General features: G+C 39.6%; 20 protein-coding genes. 17 read left to right on the top strand and 3 right to left on the bottom strand.

Going from position 1 to position 22,560, the window contains the following annotated elements; all coding sequences use genetic code 11:
- Nucleotides 1–112 precede the first annotated feature (112 nt).
- The 8 genes from H5116_RS11315 (at nt 113) to H5116_RS11280 (ending at nt 9,005) form a co-directional block, all read left to right on the top strand.
- On the top strand, nt 113–763 hold the full coding sequence (locus tag H5116_RS11315; RefSeq protein WP_039490073.1) for a peroxiredoxin-like family protein: 651 nt from the start codon (nt 113–115) through the stop codon (nt 761–763).
- Nucleotides 763–1,530, top strand: a complete 768-nt coding sequence (locus H5116_RS11310) for a haloacid dehalogenase type II (RefSeq protein WP_182716160.1) — start codon at nt 763–765, stop codon at nt 1,528–1,530. Before H5116_RS11315 ends, H5116_RS11310 begins: the two co-directional genes overlap by 1 nt.
- A gap of 220 nt (nt 1,531–1,750) precedes the next feature.
- Nucleotides 1,751–2,359: a PilZ domain-containing protein gene (locus H5116_RS11305; protein WP_002961502.1), complete on the top strand. Its 609-nt coding sequence runs from the start codon at nt 1,751–1,753 to the stop codon at nt 2,357–2,359.
- Between the two features lie 57 nt (nt 2,360–2,416).
- A complete protein-coding gene (locus tag H5116_RS11300; RefSeq protein WP_182716159.1) occupies nt 2,417–3,472 on the top strand; it encodes an agmatine/peptidylarginine deiminase in 1,056 nt (351 codons plus the stop codon).
- Complete coding sequence (locus tag H5116_RS11295; protein ID WP_039490077.1) at nt 3,469–4,362, top strand: carbon-nitrogen hydrolase; 894 nt, start codon at nt 3,469–3,471, stop codon at nt 4,360–4,362. The genes H5116_RS11300 and H5116_RS11295 overlap by 4 nt, the downstream gene beginning before the upstream one ends.
- Before the next feature lie 59 nt (nt 4,363–4,421).
- Nucleotides 4,422–7,895: a transcription-repair coupling factor gene (gene mfd / locus H5116_RS11290; RefSeq protein ID WP_182716158.1), complete on the top strand. Its 3,474-nt coding sequence runs from the start codon at nt 4,422–4,424 to the stop codon at nt 7,893–7,895.
- On the top strand, nt 7,895–8,731 hold the full coding sequence (locus H5116_RS11285) for a peptidoglycan binding protein CsiV (protein WP_182693199.1): 837 nt from the start codon (nt 7,895–7,897) through the stop codon (nt 8,729–8,731). Before mfd ends, H5116_RS11285 begins: the two co-directional genes overlap by 1 nt.
- Nucleotides 8,732–8,750: 19 nt before the next feature.
- On the top strand, nt 8,751–9,005 hold the full coding sequence (locus tag H5116_RS11280) for a lipoprotein (protein ID WP_024597375.1): 255 nt from the start codon (nt 8,751–8,753) through the stop codon (nt 9,003–9,005).
- Nucleotides 9,006–9,059: 54 nt separating this feature from the next.
- Here the strand turns inward: H5116_RS11280 and H5116_RS11275 are convergent, their stop codons facing one another.
- The 3 genes from H5116_RS11275 to H5116_RS11265 form a co-directional block, all read right to left on the bottom strand.
- Nucleotides 9,060–10,412 (bottom strand): hypothetical protein, encoded by a 1,353-nt coding sequence (locus H5116_RS11275; RefSeq protein WP_024597376.1) that lies wholly within the window; start codon nt 10,410–10,412, stop codon nt 9,060–9,062.
- Nucleotides 10,413–10,516: 104 nt separating this feature from the next.
- Nucleotides 10,517–13,099, bottom strand: coding sequence for a TonB-dependent receptor (locus H5116_RS11270; RefSeq protein WP_182671753.1), 2,583 nt, complete (start codon nt 13,097–13,099; stop codon nt 10,517–10,519).
- A 622-nt stretch (nt 13,100–13,721) separates the two neighbouring features.
- Nucleotides 13,722–14,147 (bottom strand): hypothetical protein, encoded by a 426-nt coding sequence (locus H5116_RS11265; RefSeq protein WP_039490088.1) that lies wholly within the window; start codon nt 14,145–14,147, stop codon nt 13,722–13,724.
- 339 nt (nt 14,148–14,486) lie between these two features.
- Between H5116_RS11265 and ccoN the strand changes: the two genes are divergently transcribed.
- The 9 genes from ccoN to H5116_RS11220 all read left to right on the top strand — a co-directional run bounded on the left by ccoN (nt 14,487) and on the right by H5116_RS11220 (nt 22,491).
- Complete coding sequence (ccoN, locus tag H5116_RS11260) at nt 14,487–15,920, top strand: cytochrome-c oxidase, cbb3-type subunit I (RefSeq protein WP_002961515.1); 1,434 nt, start codon at nt 14,487–14,489, stop codon at nt 15,918–15,920.
- Nucleotides 15,921–15,932: 12 nt separating this feature from the next.
- Nucleotides 15,933–16,607 (top strand): cytochrome-c oxidase, cbb3-type subunit II, encoded by a 675-nt coding sequence (gene ccoO, locus H5116_RS11255; RefSeq protein WP_024597379.1) that lies wholly within the window; start codon nt 15,933–15,935, stop codon nt 16,605–16,607.
- A gap of 6 nt (nt 16,608–16,613) precedes the next feature.
- Nucleotides 16,614–16,799 carry a CcoQ/FixQ family Cbb3-type cytochrome c oxidase assembly chaperone gene (locus H5116_RS11250; protein WP_024597380.1) on the top strand — a complete coding sequence of 62 codons (186 nt, stop codon included), beginning with the start codon at nt 16,614–16,616 and terminating at the stop codon, nt 16,797–16,799.
- A complete protein-coding gene (ccoP, locus tag H5116_RS11245; RefSeq protein WP_138488889.1) occupies nt 16,796–17,830 on the top strand; it encodes a cytochrome-c oxidase, cbb3-type subunit III in 1,035 nt (344 codons plus the stop codon). Before H5116_RS11250 ends, ccoP begins: the two co-directional genes overlap by 4 nt.
- Before the next feature lie 149 nt (nt 17,831–17,979).
- Nucleotides 17,980–18,471, top strand: a complete 492-nt coding sequence (locus tag H5116_RS11240; protein WP_002963075.1) for a FixH family protein — start codon at nt 17,980–17,982, stop codon at nt 18,469–18,471.
- Nucleotides 18,472–18,479: 8 nt separating this feature from the next.
- Nucleotides 18,480–20,855, top strand: a complete 2,376-nt coding sequence (locus H5116_RS11235) for a heavy metal translocating P-type ATPase (RefSeq protein WP_182716157.1) — start codon at nt 18,480–18,482, stop codon at nt 20,853–20,855.
- Nucleotides 20,852–21,019 carry a cbb3-type cytochrome oxidase assembly protein CcoS gene (gene ccoS, locus H5116_RS11230; protein ID WP_002963071.1) on the top strand — a complete coding sequence of 56 codons (168 nt, stop codon included), beginning with the start codon at nt 20,852–20,854 and terminating at the stop codon, nt 21,017–21,019. The genes H5116_RS11235 and ccoS overlap by 4 nt, the downstream gene beginning before the upstream one ends.
- Nucleotides 21,012–21,683 carry a sulfite exporter TauE/SafE family protein gene (locus tag H5116_RS11225; RefSeq protein ID WP_039490095.1) on the top strand — a complete coding sequence of 224 codons (672 nt, stop codon included), beginning with the start codon at nt 21,012–21,014 and terminating at the stop codon, nt 21,681–21,683. Before ccoS ends, H5116_RS11225 begins: the two co-directional genes overlap by 8 nt.
- A gap of 70 nt (nt 21,684–21,753) precedes the next feature.
- Complete coding sequence (locus tag H5116_RS11220) at nt 21,754–22,491, top strand: FNR family transcription factor (RefSeq protein WP_182693346.1); 738 nt, start codon at nt 21,754–21,756, stop codon at nt 22,489–22,491.
- The last annotated feature ends 69 nt before the right edge of the window (nt 22,492–22,560 follow it).

Below are 22,560 nucleotides of genomic sequence, written 5' to 3'. Positions count from 1 at the left end.
TTGTGCACTTTTCAATGTTTAATATTTTCGAATGAAGCTTTCAGTATTGCAATGTTTATTTAAATATCTAAAACACTATAATTGCAAATAGTCTAATTATTGAGGTTCAATCATGAGTTTAAAAGCGCAAATAGATGCCTATAACGTACAAAAAGATGCCAAATTGCCAGCTGACGTTTTGGCACTAATGAACACTACAAACGAAGAGCTAATTGCACAGCATATAAAAGACAATGCATTGCAAATTGGTCAAAAAGTAGAAAACTTTAGCTTAGCCAACCATAACGGCGAAAACATTGAGCTTGCAGATTTATTAAAAAAAGGCCCGGTAATTATTAGCTTTTACCGTGGTGGCTGGTGCCCATATTGTAATTTAGAACTAAAAGCACTTAACGACTACTTACCACAATTTAAAACTCAAAGTGCTCAGTTAGTCGCAATATCACCACAACTACCTGATGAAACTCTCTCAACTGCACAAAAAAACGACCTTGAATTTGACGTGCTTTGCGATGTGAGCAATAAAGTAGCTGAGCAATTTGGTTTATTGTTTACACTTGATGAGCGTATTCAAGCGTTATATACACAATTTGGTATTGATTTTGAACACTACTACGGCGATAAAAGCTTTAAATTACCGCTACCGGCCACCTATGTGATAAACCAAGAAGGTGTTATTACATACGCATTTTTAAGCGAAGATTACACCCTACGCGCAGAACCTATTGATGTTATGACAGCACTTGAATCGGAGAATAATTAATGTCTATTTTAAAATCGTTAAAAACACTTACTCTTTCACTATTTATGGGCACAAGCCTTGTATCTGGTTATGCAGTCGCTGATGAACCAAAAGAACAAGCAAAACCTAAAGTGCTTATTTTTGATGTAAACGAAACCCTACTTGATTTAACGTCAATGCGTACCTCTATTGGTAAAGCGCTAGGCGGACGTGAAGATTTATTACCACTGTGGTTTTCAACTATGCTGCATCATTCATTAGTAGATACAGTAAGCGGTAGTTACCACGACTTTGGGCAAATCGGTGTGGCATCACTCCTTATGGTTGCTCAAAACAACAACATTGATATTACAAGTGAACAAGCTAAAACAGCTATTGTTACGCCTCTTTTAACGCTTCCTCCACACAGCGATGTTAAAGAAGGACTGGCAAAACTCAAAGCACAGGGCTATAAGTTAGTAAGCCTTACAAATTCTTCAAACAAAGGTGTAAAGGCACAATTTGAAAGCGCTGGTTTAATGTCTTACTTTGATGCGCGTTACAGCATTGAAGATATTAAAATTTACAAACCAGACTTACGTGCGTATGAGTGGGTACTTAAAAAGCTAAACGTAGCACCAAATGAAGCAATGATGGTTGCAGCCCATGGCTGGGATGTTGCTGGTGCAAAAGAAGCAGGCTTACAAACCACTTTTATAGCACGCCCAGGTAAAGCACTTTACCCATTAGCTAAAAAACCAGATCACGTTGTGAAAGATTTACATGAATTAGCCGATCTACTTAAATAAGTACACGCTGATGAATCAATACCCAAGCGGCCAATGTTAGGATGACATTGGCCGCTTTTTTATAACTAACCCTAAATATGTCTTAGTGTATTTATTATCATAATTAGTATGTTAAAAATTGAATGTAAACAAAGCATTTAGCCCGCTATGCGTTATTTTATCTGCTAGCAATTTAGTACTCACAACGCTACTATTAAATAAATACGTGGTGGAGAACATAATGAATAGTGAAAGATTAGGTGAGTTTGAGCAGTACTTTCAAATTAATGAAAGTATAAGAGTAAATTTATTTCCCGTATCAAACGGACAAGTTCCTAAATCGCAGCTTGAGCTTGAAGACGACATTCCCCCACTATTTAGATTAGCAAATGAAGTAAGTGAGCTTGAGCAAAGCTCGTTACGCCCACTGCGTAACTTAGGCGATATAGCACAAGAGCTAGCTACTTTTTTACAAGCGCAGTCACGTAAAATAGATTTAATAATGAGCCATATTTTGGCCTCAGAACAAGCCCAAGATAACGCAATACAATGTGATAGCTACGGCGGTGGCGGTATTCGTTTTACATCACCCGAAGTACACTCAATTGGCCAAGCATTTAGAACCAAACTGTTTTTGCACCACGAGGCCTCTGCGGTTTATTGTTACACCGAAGTTGTGGCAGTAGAAAAACAAGATAGCGAACACTACCAATACACTATGCTCTTTACCGCAATTAGAACCACTGACCAAGAACTTATTGTTAGAGCGAGTTTACATGCTCAAACCCGCCAACTTAAAAAACGTCAAGAACTTGATCAAAACCAAGGCGACCTAAACAGTGATAATTAGCTGACATCTTTATGTAAAATGCTAAACTAGCGCTATCTTAATTAGTATATAAAATTCATGAACTTTAGACTTTTACCAGAATGGGCCGAGCAAGACGCTGTTATGCTTACATGGCCTCACAAAGACACCGATTGGGCCGACAACTTAGCGCGTGTAGAACCTGTATATATTGAACTTGCTAAACACATAACAACGCAGCAACAGCTTGTTATTGTGGCGCATAACAGTGCCTTAAAAGTGCATATTACAGCATTACTAAATAGTGCTAACGTCTCTCTTAATCGTGTTCATTTTGTAGTAACGCCTACTAACGATACATGGGCGCGCGATCATGGTCCGCTTACTTGCGCCGCTATTGATTCACCAAAGCAATTAAAAATATATGATTTTACTTTTAATGGTTGGGGCAATAAGTTTGAAAGCGCATTAGACAATCAAATTAATCGTACTTTGGTAAAAGAGCTAAGTAGCACAAACAACCAATATCAAACGCTTGATATGGTACTTGAAGGTGGCGGTATTGAAATAAACGAGCACGGTGTGTTGCTAACAACCAGCGAATGTTTGCTTAATAAAAACCGTAACCCTGATTTAAACCCAAATGATATTGAAGCACTTTTGAAAGAGCACTTAGGCGCGACGAGTTTTTTATGGGTTGAACATGGCTATTTAGCGGGCGATGACACCGACAGCCACATTGATACCTTAGTGCGTTTTGCACCAAATAATACCCTTGTATATGTGCAGTGTGACGATAAAACTGATGAGCACTTTAGCGCACTTGATGCGATGGAAAAACAACTAGAAACCTTTAAAACTGCCGATAACACCCCATATAACTTAATTGAGTTACCGTGGCCAAAAGCCGCTTATGACAATGAGCAAACACGCTTACCGGCTACCTACGCCAACTACTTAATTATTAATAATGCTGTGCTTGTGCCAACGTATAATGATGCCAATGATGAACGTGCTCTTGCTCAAGTTCAAAAAGCATACCCACAACACACTATTATTGGCGTTAATTGCCAACCAATAATTGAACAATTTGGCAGCCTGCACTGTATTACAATGCAATTACCTCGTGGATTTTTAGCTGGAGCAGCACAATGACAAGCCCTGCAAAATTAACCGTTGCGTTAGTGCAACAAAGCAATACCGATAACGCTCAGGACAATATGGCAAAATCAATAAGTGCCATTCGTGAAGCCGCTCAAAAAGGTGCAAAACTGGTTGTACTCCAAGAGCTACACCGAAGCCTCTATTTTTGCCAAACCGAAAATGTTGACGTATTTGATTTAGCCGAAACCATTCCAGGCCCTAGCAGTAATGCCTTAGGTGAGCTTGCTAAAGAGCTAAGCATTGTTATTGTCGCGTCTTTATTTGAAAAGCGCGCTACGGGCCTTTATCACAATACTGCAGTTGTATTAGAGCAAGACGGCAGTATTGCAGGTAAATACCGCAAAATGCATATTCCTGATGATCCAGGTTTTTACGAAAAATTTTACTTTACCCCAGGTGATATCGGTTTTGAGCCTATTCAAACCTCGGTGGGTAAATTAGGCGTGCTAGTATGTTGGGATCAATGGTTTCCTGAAGCTGCACGTTTGATGGCAATGGCTGGCGCTGAGGTATTAATTTACCCAACCGCTATCGGTTGGGATCCTAACGACGACATTGCTGAGCAAACTCGTCAAAAAGATGCGTGGGTTATTAGCCAGCGTGCCCATGCTGTTGCCAATGGCGTGCCGGTAATTAGCTGTAACCGCGTTGGCCATGAAAGTGACCCTAGTGCGCAAAGCGATGGTATTTCGTTTTGGGGCAATTCGTTTATTGCAGGCCCACAAGGTGAACTATTAGCAGAGGCTAATAATACTGATGAGCAAATTTTAGTAGTAGAAATTGATCAAAAACGCTCAGAAAACGTAAGACGTATTTGGCCTTTCTTACGTGATAGACGAATTGATCACTATAAAGACCTAACAAAAATATACCGAGACTAAGTAACCTTAACTCAAGATGGCTCTTACTTGCTAAGAGCCAACTATAAATGGAGTAATAAATGGCGTTTGAGCAATGGGCAGCCTTGCCTTGGGTAAAATCTCATAAAGATAAAATTCAATGGGGCCAGCTAAGCGGAAGTGGTTTAAGTATTGCTATTGCTGAAGGCGTTAAACAACAAGATAACTTAGTCTTAATTGTTACGCCTGATACACCAAGTGCACTGCGCCTTGAAACAGAATTAGAATATTTATTACCCGATAACCCAGTCATGGTATTTCCTGATTGGGAAACTCTGCCATACGATCATTTTTCTCCCCATCAAGATATTATTTCAGCCCGTTTGGCCACTTTAAACACCTTAAAAAAAGAACAACAAAGTGTGTTAATTGTGCCTGTATCTACTTTAATGTTGCGCACAGCCCCGGCCTCATTTATTTACGGTTCAACAATAAACTTTAAAGTAGGCGACAAACTAGACACTCATAACTTTCGTGACAATTTAGAGCAAGCCGGTTATTTAAATGTTCAACAAGTAATGGAGCACGGCGAATACGCTATACGCGGCTCTATCGTTGACTTATACCCAATGGGTAGCCCACACCCATTCAGACTCGACTTTTTTGATGACGAACTCGATACCATTCGCTTATTTGATGTAGAAACACAGCGCTCTGATGAAAAAGTAGATAAAATTGAGCTACTTCCAGCGCATGAATTTCCTACTAACGACGCTGATATAGAACGCTTTAGAATAAGCTACCGTGAAAAATTTGGCGCAAGCTCGCAGCAAGATTCAGTATACATGCAAGTAAGCAAAGGTAACTGGCCTGCAGGTATTGAATACTACATGCCGTTGTTTTTTGAAAAGCTCGCGACTATTTTTGACTACCTGCCAGATACAACAACCGTTATGCAGCTGGGTGATTTAGAGCACGCGGCAGATAACTTTTGGCACGATGTAAATGTACGCTATGAAAACCGCAGAGTTGACCCACTTCGTCCATTACTTGAACCCAATGCGCTTTATCAGCCTATTGAAGAGCTGTTTTCTAATTTAGGCAATTTTGCACGTATTAGATTATCCCTTGCAAAGCTTGGCACTAAAGCGGGTAATAAAAACTTAAGCGTTAGCGAGCTGCCAGCCATTCGAATTGATCATAAACAGCATGAACCTTATGGCGCGTTTATAAATTATGTAGCAGAGCAAAAAAAGAAAAAAGGCCGCATATTACTCAGTGTTGAATCGGACGGTCGTCGCGAATCATTGCTGAGCATTTTAAAACCAAGCGGTTTAAAATTTAAAGAATTTGAAACACTCGAACAATTTATAAAAAGTGCAAGTGACGTAGGCTTAATAGTAAGCCCGCTCGAGCAAAGTGTAGTACTTGGCACTAAACCAAGCCTTTCTATTATTACCGAGCAAGAACTGCTTGGCATAAAAGTATCTCAGCGCAGACGCCGCAAGCACAAGTACGAAGCCAGCCAAGATGCGCTAATTCGTAATTTAGCCGAGCTTAAAGAAGGTCAACCTGTTGTGCATCTTGATCACGGTGTTGGCCGTTATCAGGGGTTGCAAACAATTGATGCTGCAGGTGTAGTTACTGAGTTTGTTACGATTACTTACGCAAGTGAAGCTAAATTGTACGTGCCAGTATCTGCATTGCATATGCTGAGTCGTTACTCTGGCGGTGAAGAAGCCAGCGCCCCACTGCATAAGCTTGGCTCAGATGCATGGGAAAAAGCAAAAAAACGTGCTGCTGAAAAAGTTCGCGATGTAGCCGCAGAATTACTCGACATTTATGCTCAGCGCCAAGCAAAACCTGGTAATAAATTTACTCTAGATGCCCCCGCATATCGACAATTTAGCGATAGCTTTCCGTTTGAAGAAACTGACGATCAGCGCAACGCCATAGAAGCCGTATTAGGTGATATGCAATCAAAACAAGCGATGGATCGTTTAGTGTGTGGTGACGTAGGCTTTGGTAAAACAGAAGTGGCCATGCGCGCTGCTTTTGTAGCAGTTAACGATGATAAACAGGTAGCCATTTTAGTGCCTACCACCTTGCTGGCTCAGCAGCACTTTGAAAACTTTAAAGACCGTTTTGCTGATTTTCCTATTGAAGTAGGTGTGCTTTCGCGCTTTAACTCCACTAAAGAGCAAAAAGACACACTTGAAAAAATGGCCAATGGTAAGCTCGATATAGTTATTGGCACGCATAAACTTATTCAACAAGACATTAAATTTAACGATTTAGGCTTGTTAATTGTTGATGAAGAGCATCGCTTTGGTGTTCGCCAAAAAGAGAAAATTAAAGCACTGCGCGCCGATGTAGACATACTCACACTGACTGCAACGCCAATACCTCGTACACTCAACATGGCCATGAGCGGCATGCGCGATTTATCGATAATCGCAACGCCACCGGCTAAACGTTTAGCGGTAAAAACCTTTGTACGCCAACGCGATGTAGAACTAATACGCGAAGCGGTACTGCGAGAAATTAAACGCGGTGGCCAAGTTTACTTTTTACATAACAACGTAGAAACTATCGAGCGTGTTGCACAAGAAATTAGTGAATGGGTACCTGAAGCCAGTGTGACTACAGCCCATGGCCAAATGCGCGAGCAAGAGCTTGAGCAAATAATGACTGACTTTTACCATCAAAAATACAACGTGCTGGTATGTACCACGATTATCGAAACCGGTATTGATGTGCCTACGGCTAATACCATTATCATGGACAGAGCAGATAAACTCGGCCTTGCCCAGTTGCACCAATTACGTGGACGAGTTGGGCGAAGCCACCATCAAGCGTATGCCTACCTACTAACAGGTGACCCTAAAGCCCTTTCTAAAGATGCGAGTAAACGCTTACAAGCAATTGAATCATTAGAGGACTTAGGTGCAGGTTTTGCCCTCGCTACACATGACTTAGAAATTCGTGGTGCGGGTGAGCTACTTGGCGATGATCAATCAGGCCAAATGCAAACCATCGGCTTTAGTTTGTATATGGAAATGCTCGAACAAGCCGTAAATGCGCTGCGCGAAGGTAAAGAGCCAACGCTTGAAAACCTACTTCAAAAACAAACCGAAGTAGATTTAAAGCTGGCTGCATTATTACCTGATGACTACATACACGATGTTAATGCACGCTTGGGTATGTATAAGCGCATTGCAAGTTGTGCTAACCTTGATGATATGGATGAACTTCAGGTAGAACTAATAGACCGCTTTGGTTTACTACCTGATGCTGCTAAAAACCTATTTAGCCTACAATTATTAAAAATGAAAGCTAGTAGTTTAGGTATAACTAAAATTGAGGCAAACCCAAAAGGTGGTTACTTTGAGTTTAGCCAAGATACCAAGGTTAACCCTAGCTTCATCATTGGCTTGATACAAAGTGCACCTAAGGTGTACAAAATGGATGGCGCAAATAAACTGCGCTTTGCAATTAGTGAGGCAAATGCCCGCGAACGCTTAAAAATGGTCACTGCAATGATTGCAGATTTCGAAAAAAAGGTTAGCCATTAATGTTGCTAAAAAAATCGCTTATTGTTTTATGCTGCTTATTTAGCAGCACTGCATTTGCAGAACGCTGGTTTGAGGTTGAGGTGCTTGTATTTAAACAGCGCCCTGCCCCGTATTTACAAGAAGACTTTAGCCTTAAGCACAAAGCTATTGAAGATAAAAATACGCTAGACTTACTGACCCCTCTTTACACTGAACAAGCAATGCAGGCCTGCATAGATGGCGATGAGCGTTTTCAAAAACGCACTTTTACTGATTCATTAGTTAATTCAAACCCGCAATCGGGTGTATGTGACAACAGTATTGACTACCTACAAAGCTACGATGAGCTACCTGTAACGCCTTTAGCACCCGCTAAAGATGATATGCAGCAAACCTATTTATTAGCGCCGCAACAGCTGCAATTTAAAGCGCAATATAGGCAACTGGACCGCAAAGGCTTAACACCTATTCTACATACTGGCTGGCGCTTTGAAGGCGCAAGCAAGTCACGCGCCCCAAGCATGCATTTAATAGCGGGTAAGCATCTTAAAAATGAACCCAATGTAACACCTAGCTATTCAAACCCTGATTTTGTAAGTTTATTAAATTCACAACCGGCACTATTTAACGACCCAGATCAACCAAAAGCAGAGTGGGAACTAGACGGTTTATTTAAAATACATTTACGACATTATTTATACATAACAGCTAATTTTGATATTAGCCAAAAGCTAGAAAACGGCGATATAGAGTCAGCCCGTTTTTCTCAGTTTAGACGTGTAATTAGTGGTGAAGTACATTACTTTGACCATCCACGAATGGGCATGATTGTCCAGATCAGAAAATTCAAACATTAATATTAAGTAGGATATAATAATGAAAAAACTCCTTATCATCGCAGCTACATTAAGCCTTGCGGCTTGTTCTAAGGTAAGTCTTGAAAACTATGAAAAAATTAAAGTAGGCATGGATAAGACTGAAGTTGAAACTATTTTAGGCAGTGCTGATAACTGTGTTGAAAAAACACTACATACTAACTGTGTATGGGGCGATGAAGCAAAAAATATCGAGATCACGCTAGTATCAGACAAAGTAACTTTATATAGCAAACATGGCTTAGCTAATAAATAAACTGACCAAATATTAGGGGCTGATTGTATCAGCCCCTTTTTAAATTAATAAAACTCATTTTTTGGAGTAGATAAGCTCAATATTAACGATTTTACTGCGATTTAACGTTATTTTATAGCGTTGATAGAGTGTTTTATCTTCCTCAGTTAGAACAAGTACCATGTTTAATTGATAACGCCTTTCTACAGCCTGCTTAGAAATTTTATTACTGTCTAAATGATATAGCTTCCCTTCACCACGTTTTAAATAACGTGCAAATGGTGCAAGATTAAATTGTAGCGTGTGCTGTAGTGTATCGTAGCCGGGCAAAAATTCTTTCGCACTAACACGTGTCTCACTTGCAAAGTGTAACCACTGCGCAGCTTGTTTATTTTGTTGACGACGTTTTGAAAAAATAGATTTCACTTCTTTAGGTATTTTTTTAAAGCGCATGTATTCAAGCCAAATTAGCTGACTCGCTACTTTGTCTTTAGTAATACTATTTTTAAAACTAAATCGCCACTTAGGTCGCCCTTGTACAATGGCTCGCCAAATCATACGTGTAATATCTTCTTTAAATATTTCACGCAGCCCGTAAATAACTCCTAAAATTAAAATAAGCGTCGCGGTGACTTCCGTAAACGTTGAGCGGGCATTAAGTATCACAACCATCACAAATGCCATGATAACAGCTGTAACAGTGCCTTTAACTAATCGCTTAAGGTAGCTGTTAAGAAACCGCGTTTGACGCTGTAATATTACGCCGTGCTCAATTAAGCGTTGTAACAAGCGCATTTTATTTGTTATTCGATTTGCGTCTTGCATGGTTGTTTCAGAGTTGTAGCTTTTCTCTGCTCGATACGTATTTTCGCTTTTACAAAACTGCAGTAAATCGTTACGCTCTTTTGCATAATCGCTACTACGTGGGCCTTCATCTAAAAGCTTTAAAAAAGATTGCTCAACATGCCAACTTAAATAGTTATCAGCATTGGTAAAAAATGGCAGTAGTTTTTCGTCATCTGGTGTGTAGCGACGCAGCTTTTTTAAAAGTCCTTCGCTTTGCTCATATACCTCGTTAGCACGTTTATAAAAATCTTCTGCCTCATCAATTTTTAACGCGTCTTTTATATCGGCATCAAGGGCTAAACGTACTTGGTAACAAAATAAATTAAGATTTTGCCGGTAATCTTGTTGCTCACCTTTGTTTTTACTAACAAAACGGCTTCGCACTAAAGGCAAGTGTATATTGTTAGCGTTATACGCTAAGTGCGATTTAAAGTGGTTATTAAAGTAAGATTCTTCGGTAAGTGTTTGCGGATTAATCCCCATTTCATTAGGGATAGAAAAATACAGATCTATGCGCTGTTCAGAACGAGGAGTTAGTTCTGGTTCAATGACAAAAGATAAGTTTTCATCTTGTTTTAACAATCAGTTCTCCTTCTAAAATATCGTTTTAGTGTACTTGTCTCCTTTATTTTGTTCAATAAAAAAGGCTCAGTAAATACTGAGCCTTAATAAGATTAATGTGCTAGTTAAAATTTAACGTTTACACCAGCAAATACACGACGGCCAAGTACATCATATGTGTACGGGTCAGTATTAGAATCGTTGTTACCTGAGTAGTATGGTGGTTGCTTATCGAATAAGTTATTTACACCTGCAGTTAACGAAACCATGTCACTGATAAAGTAAGAACCGCTCACATCATGGTAAACAACAGATGGTGTTGTTGGAGCATAACATGTAGATTCTTTACCTAAACAGCTGTAGCTATCCATTCCTGCAATGTAACGTGCTTTGTAGTTAGCAGACCAAGCATCACCTTTAACATCTAGCTCGAAGTTTGCTTTTACGTCAGCATAACCACCTATACCAGAAGTAATTAAACCAGCGTAATCAATGCTTGATTCAATAACATCAACAGTGTACTCGTCAAGGTAAGTAACATCTAATGACGTATTCCAAGCAAGGCCAGCTAAATCAAATTTGTAATTTAAGTTTAAGTCATAACCTTTTGTTTGCTCATAACCTACGTTTTGTAGTTGGTTATTAAACGCGATACGACCTGTGCTTTGGTTAAAATCGATATTTGCTGAACTACAAAGTGCTGTTGATTGATTCGCTAAAGAGCCATCTGTTGCAAGACATGAATCAACAATGTATTGGTTGTTTACTGTAGCAATAGCGTTTTCGATTTCAATGTCGTAGTAATCTAACGTCATTGAGAAACCTTCAAACCATTCTGGTTCGTAAACTACACCAACGGTAACTGTATCAGCTAATTCAGGTGTTAATTGGTCATTACCACCAACGGTTACTTCAGCCTGATCTTGTGCACCGGTGAAGCTAACTTGCTCATAAGATGGAGAATCACCTGAGTATAGCTCAGCAACTGTAGGAGCACGGAAAGCTGTAGAACGAACACCACGAAGCATTAATTCGTCGTTTACACGCCAAGTTAAACCAAGTTTCCACGTTTCATCAGAACCAAATGTGCTGTAATCAAAAGCACGGATCGCAGCGCTTAATTCTACATTTTGTGCAAGATAAGCATCTGCAACTAAAGGAATAGCCAGCTCAAGGTATGCTTCGTTTACATCAAAACGACCGCTTGTTGCATCAACGCGTGGATCATTTGCAAGACCTTGTGAAGTGATCGAATCTGGTGTGTACCACGCTTTTTCTTCACGGCGTTCAAGACCTGCAGCAAAACCTACAAAGCCCGCAGGTACTTCCATTAACTCACCAGAAAGCGCAGCTGTAATCATAAATAATTGACTGCCGCCTGAGTTTTGCTCAGTGTAAACATAATCACTAAAGCTACTGCTTGACCATGAAGCTTGTGAAAGTGGGTTAAAGTTACCAGCTTCAATTTCGCTTTGAATTGAACCCATATTGTGAAGGTTGCTTAAGCGATCTACTGAGTCATTACGACCAAAAATTACTGATGTATCCCACTCTAAACCGTTATCTAAATAACCTGCAGCACCGATAACAGAACGAACTGTATCAACTACTTGAGATGAATCACGTGTACCAGTGTCAACCATACGACGGCCGTAAGAAACTTCATCACCGTAATTAATATTTTGGTCGATTAAAGAATCACCCATCCACTCAGCGTAGTCAAAGTCGAACCATACTGGTTGAGGTGCTAATTGCTGCTCTGACCAACGTTTTGAGTATGTAAATTCAGAGTATAAACGCGTGTCATCAGTTAAATCAAAACTACCAATACCTGTAAGGTTTAAACGACGCATTGGCGTGTATAAGTAGCTAGATTGCGAATAGTTGTAAGCATCACTAGTACCAAAGTCGTGCCAACCATTATCAGCTTGACCTTGTAAAGATTCATCACCTGACCAAACATGGCCATTAGGAGTATAAGAAGAACCAGAACAGTACGGAGCACTGCCATCGCCATCTTCAGTTAATGGACAATCAGAAAAGCTACGATCAGCCTGAGAAGCATCGCCACGGTCTGTGTACTGCAAACCGATTACAACGTTACCACGACCGAAGTTACCACCCATTGTAATATCAAAAGACGTTTCATCTGCGTCACCTTCAGTAGTGATTGCTGATTTAACATTAAGGTCTAGGCCTTCAAAGTTATCTTTTAAGATAATATTTACAACACCCGCAACAGCATCAGTACCATAAACAGCAGATGCGCCATCTTTAAGTACTTCAATATGCTTGATCATAGATACTGGGATAGTATTTAAATCAACTGTAGAAGCTGCGCCTGTACCTGAGTTGATCATACGGCGGCCGTTTACAAGTACTAAAGTACGTTGTGAACCTAAACCACGTAAATCAATTGATGCATTACCACCAGAACCATTATTGATACCTGGGTTTGTCATTGCGCCGCCTGTAGCGGTCATTTTTTGTAGTACAGAATCTACTGATACTGCGCCTGAAGCAGCAATATCGTCAGCACCGATAATAGTAACTGGGCTAGCGGTTTCCATATCTGCGCGCTTAATGCGAGAACCCGTTACTTGAATTTTTTCGATTGCTTGTGCTGAGTCTTCAGCAGCAAGAACTTGCACACTTGAGAACATTGGAAATGCTGCGATTACAGCTAAACCAAGAGTTGATTTTTTCATGAAAGAACCCTACTTGTTGGAAATTTACCTTTATTGGTAATGCTCACTTTTTATTAGAATAGTGAGTCAGGTGGGCAACTTAGGCGCTTTTAACTGAACGAAAACTTAATGGCAGCTCAATTTATATCAAGAAATAAAATGGAATAACCATAGTAGGTACATAGGTTACATTATGTTTCAGTGTTAATTAATAAATACACTTTGAAAACAATACCTTGAAAAGAAAAGGAAACATTAGAAACACACCTGAAACCAAAGTGATTCACTTTGTAATCAAATGTAATTAACTGAGCTACGTACCAAAAACAGACAAATTAACAACTTAATCACAGCACATTATTAAAACCGCAAAACTAAATGTTAATTAATAACCATATTTATGCATACTTGATGCTTAAATAGTCTTATTTAGTCTCTTTGGAAGGTTTTTTGATTAGATTTTTTTATTCAGTCGTAATTAAAGTTGAACTTTTTGAGAGCACTTATTCACTATTGAAGTTTTGTCAGTATTAAAACCTAAAAAGGCAATTTTATTGATCTTGTCACTCAAATAATCGTATGTATAAGAAAACGAACTCACATCAAAAATGTAAGCTGTATACAAGAGTTTGTAGTCGCAACTTTAATACGTTACGTAAAAAGAGTAATTGAGTGTTTGTATTACAGAGGTGGCATTATCTTTAACGGTTAGTTCTAAATTCCAAAGCATATTTTGCTCTGAACAAATACCAACCATAGTATTACTTTGCCAAAGATCATTATGTTTTTTAAATTTTTGGGGAATGTAACCCATGTACATAGTGATGCCTTTAAGCTTGGCATCTTCAATTGTAACGTTTGCAGGTAAGTCACTAAAGATAGTAAATGGGGTTTCGGGGGAAAGGGTTTTCTCGCTTAACCATACTTTAACATCATTTGAAAAAGTACAAGGCAAATTGGCTTCGCACTGGGCATTTTTAAGAAATTTTTCATCTGTATTTTTAGAAAAATCACACGCTGTTAATAAAAAAAACACCACAGTGAATAAACTTAACCTATATATAAGCATAACAATTTCGCACTAAAGAAAAGCAAATACTAATAATCGTGACTGTAAATAACAAGTGCGAGTGTTACTATTAGGCCAAATTAGGCACAAACTGTATCAAAAAATAAACAACAAGCTCACAAAGTTTGATTGATGTCATAATTTTATGTAATTGACCTATCTTTTTTAGGCCAAAAAATTTATCATTTCACCCGCAAAAAATAAGGGTTTCTCAAGTTTTTTTCTGAAGTTTTCATGTATTGAAAGTTTTAGGTAACACGCTTGAGAAAAATAGTAGGCCCCACTTTTAATAGTGGGTAATTCATTTCTAAACGCATTTATTGCAGCGGAAGCCAGAAAATGAGCCAAACAGTAGCATCACAAACTGAGTATAACTATAAGGTTGTACGCCAATTCGCTATTATGACAGTGATTTGGGGCATCGTTGGCATGAGTATTGGGGTTCTGATTGCTGCCCAATTAGCTTGGCCAGCACTTAACTTTGATACACCATGGTTAACTTACTCTCGACTACGTCCGTTACACACGAACGCAGTAATTTTCGCATTTGGTACTAGTGCACTGTTTGCGACGTCTTATTACGTCGTACAACGTACTTGCCAAACGCGTCTTTTCTCAGACAAACTCGCCGCCTTTTCATTTTGGGGCTGGCAGCTAGTTATTGTATTAGCAGTAATTACATTACCACTTGGTATTACTAGCTCAAAAGAATACGCAGAACTTGAATGGCCAATCGATATTTTAATCGCTGTGGTTTGGATTGTTTACGCTATTGTATTCTTTGGTACTTTAATCAAGCGTAAAGTGTCGCACATTTATGTTGCTAACTGGTTCTATGCTGGCTTTATTATTACTGTTGCAGTACTACACATTGTAAACAGCATGGCAGTGCCTGTGTCGTTAACTAAATCATACTCAATCTACGCAGGTGCGGTAGATGCTATGGTTCAGTGGTGGTACGGTCATAACGCTGTAGGTTTCCTATTAACTGCTGGTTTCTTGGGTATGATGTATTACTTTGTACCAAAACAAGCAGGTCGCCCAGTTTACTCATACCGTTTATCGGTAGTTCACTTTTGGGCATTAATTTCATTATACATCTGGGCAGGTCCTCACCACCTTCACTACACTGCGCTTCCTGATTGGACGCAAAGTTTAGGTATGGTTATGTCTATTATCCTATTCGTACCGTCTTGGGGTGGTATGATTAACGGTATTATGACCCTATCAGGCGCATGGCATAAACTGCGTACTGATCCAGTACTACGCTTCCTAGTTGTTTCATTGTCTTTCTACGGTATGTCTACGTTCGAAGGCCCTATGATGGCAATTAAATCTGTAAATGCGTTATCTCACTACACAGATTGGACAATCGGCCACGTACACTCAGGTGCACTAGGTTGGGTTGCTATGATTTCAATTGGTGCTATTTACCACTTAATTCCTGCGTTATTTGCGCAAGGTCGTATGTATAGCGTCAAATTAGTTAATACCCACTTCTGGTTACACACTGTAGGCGTTGTTTTATACATTGTTGCAATGTGGATCTCTGGTGTAATGCAAGGTCTTATGTGGCGTGCGGTAAATGCCGACGGTACATTAATGTACAGCTTTGTGCAGTCTTTAGAAGCGTCGCATCCTTTCTACATTATGCGTTTTGTAGGCGGTGTATTCATCGTAACAGGCATGTTAGTTATGGCTTATAACGTTTTCCGTACAATTTCAGCTGAGAAAGAATCTCTGAAGTTAGACGCGCAAGCACAATTAGCATAACGGAGTGAGATGATGAGCAATAAAAATTCACAAAACAAACATGAAATAGTAGAAAAGAACGTTGGCCTTATGGCTATTCTGACTGTTTTTGCTATCAGCTTTGGTGCATTAGTTGAAATTACTCCGCTAATGTTCCAAGACGACACAACTAAACCAGTAGAAGGCCTACGCCCTCTTAATGCTTTAGAAATGGAAGGCCGTGACATATATGTACGTGAAGGTTGTTATAACTGTCACTCACAAATGATCCGCCCTTTTCGTGATGAAGTTGAGCGTTACGGTCACTACTCTGTAGCAGGCGAATCAGTATGGGATCACCCTTTCCAATGGGGTTCTAAACGTACTGGTCCTGACCTTGCTCGCGTTGGTAAACGTTACTCGGACGATTGGCATTATGCTCACTTAGTTGACCCACGTGCTGTGGTTCCTGAGTCGAATATGCCAGGTTTTCCTTGGTTAGCAGAGGATAAGGTAGACACAAGCCTGACTCTGAAAAAACTACAAATTTTCCGTGATACTTTTGCTATTAACCCAGAAAACCCTAAACACCCGGGCCTAGGTTATGGCAGCGACGAAGAACTTAAAGCTGATGTTGAAAAAGTTAACGCTATGAATAACGGCGAAGGCGCAACAGAAATCCAAGCTCTAATCGCGTATTTACAGCAACTTGGTACCCACTTGAAGTAAATTATTATGGATTACGGAACATACAGAGGCATTTTGACTCTGGTAATTTTAGTATTGTTTATTGTGATTGTTGTATGGGCATACAGCAAGCGTAGCAAAAATCGTTTTGATAGCGCTGCTAATGCCATTTTCGAAGATGAAAAAAAACATAACAACACACTCTCTAACGAGGAAAAGGAGTCTGAAAAATGACTAGCTTTTGGAGTATTTGGGTTATTGTATTAACCCTTGCATGCTTATGCATCATCTTTGGCCTATTAGTTTGGAACTTAAAAAACTATGCTGGCGTAAAAGAAGGTGAAAGCTGTGGACATGAATTTGACGGCATTGAAGAGCTAAATAATCCACTACCAAAATGGTGGACTTACATGTTTTTCGCAACTTTTATTTGGTCAGTATATTACCTTGCAGCTTTCCCAGGTTTAGGTAACTGGGAAGGTTTTGGTAAATGGACTAGCTCTAACCAAGGTATTACGTCTTTAGCTGAATCTAAAAAAGCAGTTGCAGAGGCCAAAGCAGAAGGTCGTTTTGTTAAACTTGATAAAGAGTATGAAGCTGCAGAAGAACGCTTTGGTCCTATTTTTAATCGACTTGCACAAGTGCCGGTTTTAGATTTAGTTAATTCTAAGTTTGAAGGTGACGCAGCGCAGCAAGTTGCTCTTGAAAATGGTGACAAACATGAACAAACAGATGGTCAACTAGCCATCGAAATTGGTCAGCGTTTATTCTCACAAAACTGTGCGCAATGTCACGGCTCTGATGCACGTGGTGGTACAGGCTTCCCTAACCTAACTGATAAAGATTGGTTATATGGCGGTACACCAGACAAAATTAGAGAAACACTGCTTAATGGTCGTATAGCTGCAATGCCAGCTTGGGGCGATGCTCTTGGTGAGCAAGGCGTTAAAGAAATGACTGCACATGTGCTGAGCCTTTCTGGTCGTACTGTTAACCAAAAAGATGCTGCCGCAGGTAAAGCTAAGTTTGCAATGTGTGCAGCATGTCACGGTGCTGACGGTAAAGGGTCGGTTGCACATAACCTACCATTTGGCGCGCCTAACCTGACTGATAACATTTGGTTATACGGTGGTTCTCAACGTGCTGTTGAAGAAACACTTAACCACGGCCGTGCTGGTGTAATGCCTGCTTGGAAAGACATTTTAGGTGAAGATAAGATTCACTTATTAACAGCCTACGTTTACAGTTTATCGCAAGATAAATAAGCACGTGGTTAATAAAATGTTTATAAATTAATTTATTTAATTCAATAGATTAATCCAGATCAAAAAAGCCTCCAGTCGGAGGCTTTTTTTTAGTCTTTTACGTATAATTCCTATAAAATAACGCTTCCTAAACTAATTTTAGAGACACTATGCAACCTACTCCGTGGTATAAAAATTTTTGGCCTTGGTTTTTAATCTTTTTTCCGTTAGTTGCCATTATTGGCTGTATTAGCTTATTTATTACGGCAATAGGTAACGGCCCAGATATGGTTGTTGACGACTACTACAAAAAAGGCAAAGCAATAAACTTAGAACTGACTAAGTTTGAAAAAGCAAAAGCACTTTACTTACATGGCGAATTAAATGTAACCAACGAGCGTGTAAGCTTTAAGTTTACAAAAGGTGACAGTAGCAACGTGCATGTTTTAAAACTTTCGTTTTACCACCGTACTATTAAAGCGCATGACTTTGAGGCAACACTTACGCCTAATGCCAATCAAGAATTTACTGCATTACTTGATAAGTATACGCCAGGTGCATACTCTGTATTTATTGAGCCAATTGATGGCAGCTGGAAACTAAAAGAAAACATTGTTCTACCGACGGCTGAAACCGTTTTAGTTACTCCTAACTATAAGTAATCATTACTATGTCTCACTCTTGCTTTCATTGCCTTGAAAGTGTGCCAAACGGATTTAGCGCAAACGTTATAATTGACGATATTGCCCAGCCAATGTGTTGCATTGGCTGCCAAGCAGTTGCGCAAAATATTGTTGATCAAGGTATGACTGATTATTATAAATACCGAACTGTTCGCGCAGGCAAGGTTGAGCAACTGGTACCTGAGCAACTCGCATTTATAAAAAGTTATGACAACGAAGATATTCAAGACGAATTTATAGCTACTAACGACAATATCTCAGAGGTATTGTTGAGTGTTGAAGGTATAACCTGCGCAGCGTGTGCATGGCTTATCGAAAAACAACTCTTAAACTTAAATACTGTAAAACGGGTTGATGTAAATACTTCCACCAACCGCGCGATGATCCAATGGGATAAAACCAGCACCCCCTTGAGTGAAATTATTACTTCCTTAGCCAAAATTGGTTATAAAGCCTACCCATTTCAATCAGATACTGAAGCTCAACAAAAGCAACAAACTGCCAAAGCCTATATTCGCCGCTTAGGTGTTGCAGGCTTAATGACCATGCAAGTTATGATGTTTGCGTTTGCCATGTACTTTGGCATGTTTTCAGGCATGGACAGCAATTTTGAGCAGTATTTTAGATGGATCAGCTTAGTACTTGCCTCTCCGGTTATTTTATATAGCGCACTGCCCTTTTTAACCAACGCCATAAATGGCTTAAAAGCAAAACAGCTCAATATGGATTTACCCGTATCGCTGGCTATTTTTGGTGCGTTTGGCGCAAGTTGTTACGCCACATTTATGCAAGTCGGCGAAGTATATTTTGAATCTGTGTGCATGTTTACCTTTTTACTTTTATTAGGTAAGTACCTTGAATTTAGAGCGCGTTTAAAAGCGAGCGAATTTACTGCCAACTTACAAAAATTATTGCCATTAACAGCCCGCACCATTAACGACAGTGGTGAAGAACTTATAATTGCAGCCAAAAAACTAAAACTTAATGACGTAGTACTCATTAAAGCGGGTGAAACAATTCCTGCCGACGGCGAGCTTATAAAGGGTAAAACTACGGTTGATGAATCAATGATGACGGGCGAACACCAACCCGTTACAAAATTTATCGGCCACAATGTCTATGCCGGTTGCGTTAACCACGACGGCGTTATTGAAATAAAAATTAATAAAATTGGCCAAAATACGCTTTTAAATCAAATTATCCGCTTGCAACACAACGCATTAACTAAACGCCCTAAACTGGTTGAAATTACAGATAAAGTTGCGCAATGGTTTATAGCGTGCCTACTTATATTTGCTTCACTTACAGCTATTGGCTGGTACCAAATTGACCCTGAACACGCATTTTGGATCACCATTTCGGTTTTAGTTGCTACCTGCCCATGTGCCCTGAGTTTAGCCATACCAACCGCACTTACATGCGCGGTTGCAACCTTGACCCGTAAAGGCGTATTAATAAAACAAGCGCATGTGCTCGAAACACTCTCACAAATTACGCTATTTGCCTTTGATAAAACAGGCACACTCACCCAAGGTAAATTTAGCCTAGATGAAGTAGATATACTCGATAAGCAATACACAAAAGCGCAAGTGCTAGATATAGCAGCTATGTTAGAGCGTTATTCTGAACACCCTATAGCCAGCGCATTTGATGAAATTACTCCTGCTCACCACAATCTTAATAACGTTGAAGTGCATCCAGGTCTGGGAATTAGCGCACAAGATGCAAACAATCATTATGCAATTGGTAAAAGTGGTTGGTTTGATAGCAAAAAATCAAATGCACAAGCAAGCTTGTATATAAATAAGCAGGTTGTTGCACGTTTTTACTTTATTGATAAAGTAAAAAACGATGCTCAAAAGCTTATAGGCTCACTTCAATCGCAAAATTTAACGTGTCATATGTTAACCGGTGACGCATCAGATGCTGGGCAAAAAGTAGCTAAGCAACTCAACCTTGAAAGTGTGCAATCTGGGTGTTCGCCACAAGATAAACAAACAGCCGTTGAAAAATGGGCGTCACAAAACGAAGTTGTAGCAATGGTCGGCGATGGCGTAAACGACAGCCCTGTATTTGCCAGCGCGCATTTATCCATTGCAATGGAAACCGGTGCTGACATATCAAAAAATAGCGCCGATGTAGTGCTCCTTAATAGCGATTTAGCTTCAATTGATCATTTACTCAATGTGGCAAAACAAACCAGACGAATTATTAAGCAAAACCTTGCGCTGTCTTTATTGTATAATGCATCCATATTACCATTGGCAGCGCTGGGCTTAGTCGCTCCGTGGATGGCTGTTATTGGCATGTCTGCCAGCTCAATTATTGTGATTAGTAATTCACTAAGGCTATTAAAGTTATGAGCATAATTTACATTTTGATCCCTATTGCCATTTTGTTTGTCATTATTGCTATAGGCGTTTTCTTTTGGGCCGTAAAAAGTGAGCAGTTTTCTGATTTAAATAAGCAAGGTCATAGTATTTTGTTTGAAGACGACAAAGAGCAACATAACAAAAGTAATGATTGACCCTCTTTACACCAGCGCATTTTTAATGGGGCTAATAGGTAGCGGTCATTGCATTGCCATGTGCGGCGGTATTGCAAGCTCATTACAACTGGCAAGTGATAAACGCAAAACATTCACCTATTCATTTGCCTATAATACCGGGCGTGCACTGAGCTACATGGCAGCAGGTGCACTTGTTGCTGGTATTAGCAGCCAATTTGCTAGGCAAAACACATCTTTTTCTTTAGCACTTTCATTCATTGCAGCTATTTTTATGCTCCTAGTCGGCGTGTATATAATGCGCTTAGGCCCTACGTTGCAATGGTTAGAAAAAATTGGTAAAACCTTAGTGTGGCAACACATTGTTAAGCTAAATAAATACTTAATGCCTATTAACTCCCCTTTTAAAGCTCTAGGTTACGGTGCTTTGTGGGGATGGCTTCCATGTGGACTTGTTTACTCAGCACTTACATGGGCGATGACTAGCCCAAGTGCCCTAGACGGTGCTTTAGTGATGCTATGTTTTGCTTTGGGTACTTTCCCCGCAATGATCACGTTAGGCGTTACCGCACAAAAACTAAATAGTATTATTAACCACCCTTGGACCCGAATTGTATTGGGCAGTGTTATAATCTGGTATGGTATCTACTTATTGATAATTGCAACTGACAAGCTGATACAATAACCTATTCGCAGTATTAACCTTTTATGGTTATTTTGCAGTCGTGTGTATAAAAATTTAAACGGATTAAATTATGGATTTCTCTCAAAGTCGCGCTAAAGGTAATTGTGCTATTAGCTGTAATAACTGCAGTATTAGTCAATTGTGCTTGCCATTTTCTCTCAATGGCCAAGAAATGGATAAGCTAGACGAAATTATTGAGCGAAAAAAACCACTCCATAAAGGCGATTATCTATTTGAATCAGACGCACCTTTACAGGCTATTTATGCTGTACGCTCTGGGTCATTTAAATCGTACACATTATCAGAGCAAGGTGATGAGCAAATAACCGGGTTTCATTTAGCGGGTGACTTAGTAGGCTTTGACGCGATAAGTAAAATGGCGCACCAGAGTTTTTCACAAGCACTTGAAACGTCAATGGTGTGCGAAATACCATTCGATACCCTTGACGAACTTGCTGGTAAATTACCAAAACTTCGTCAACAAATAATGCGCTTGATGAGCAGCGAAATTACATACGATCAAGAAATGCTGTTATTACTCAATAAAAAATCAGCAGAAGAACGCTTAGCTAGTTTTATTTATAACTTATCAGAGCGTTTTGGTGAACGTGGTTTTTCACGCAAAGAATTTAGATTTACCATGACTCGCGGTGAAATAGGTAACTACTTAGGCCTTACCGTAGAGACCATTAGCCGTTTATTAAGCCGTTTTCAAAAAGCCGACTTAATAAAAGTAGAAGGTAAATTTATTACAATTTTAGATAATGATGCCTTAGCTAAAACGGCAGCAATCGTTAAGCCTCGCTAAATTAAATAGTTTGATTTAGAACAACAATTTATATGCTACCCCTTTAACTGTTTTATATTTGCGTTACAC

The sequence above is a fragment of the Pseudoalteromonas sp. SG45-2 genome (assembly GCF_014164115.1).
Taxonomy (GTDB): Bacteria; Pseudomonadota; Gammaproteobacteria; order Enterobacterales; family Alteromonadaceae; genus Pseudoalteromonas; species Pseudoalteromonas distincta.
The sequence above is the reverse complement of the archived record's forward strand: the minus strand, read 5'-3'. Positions and strand labels throughout refer to the sequence as shown.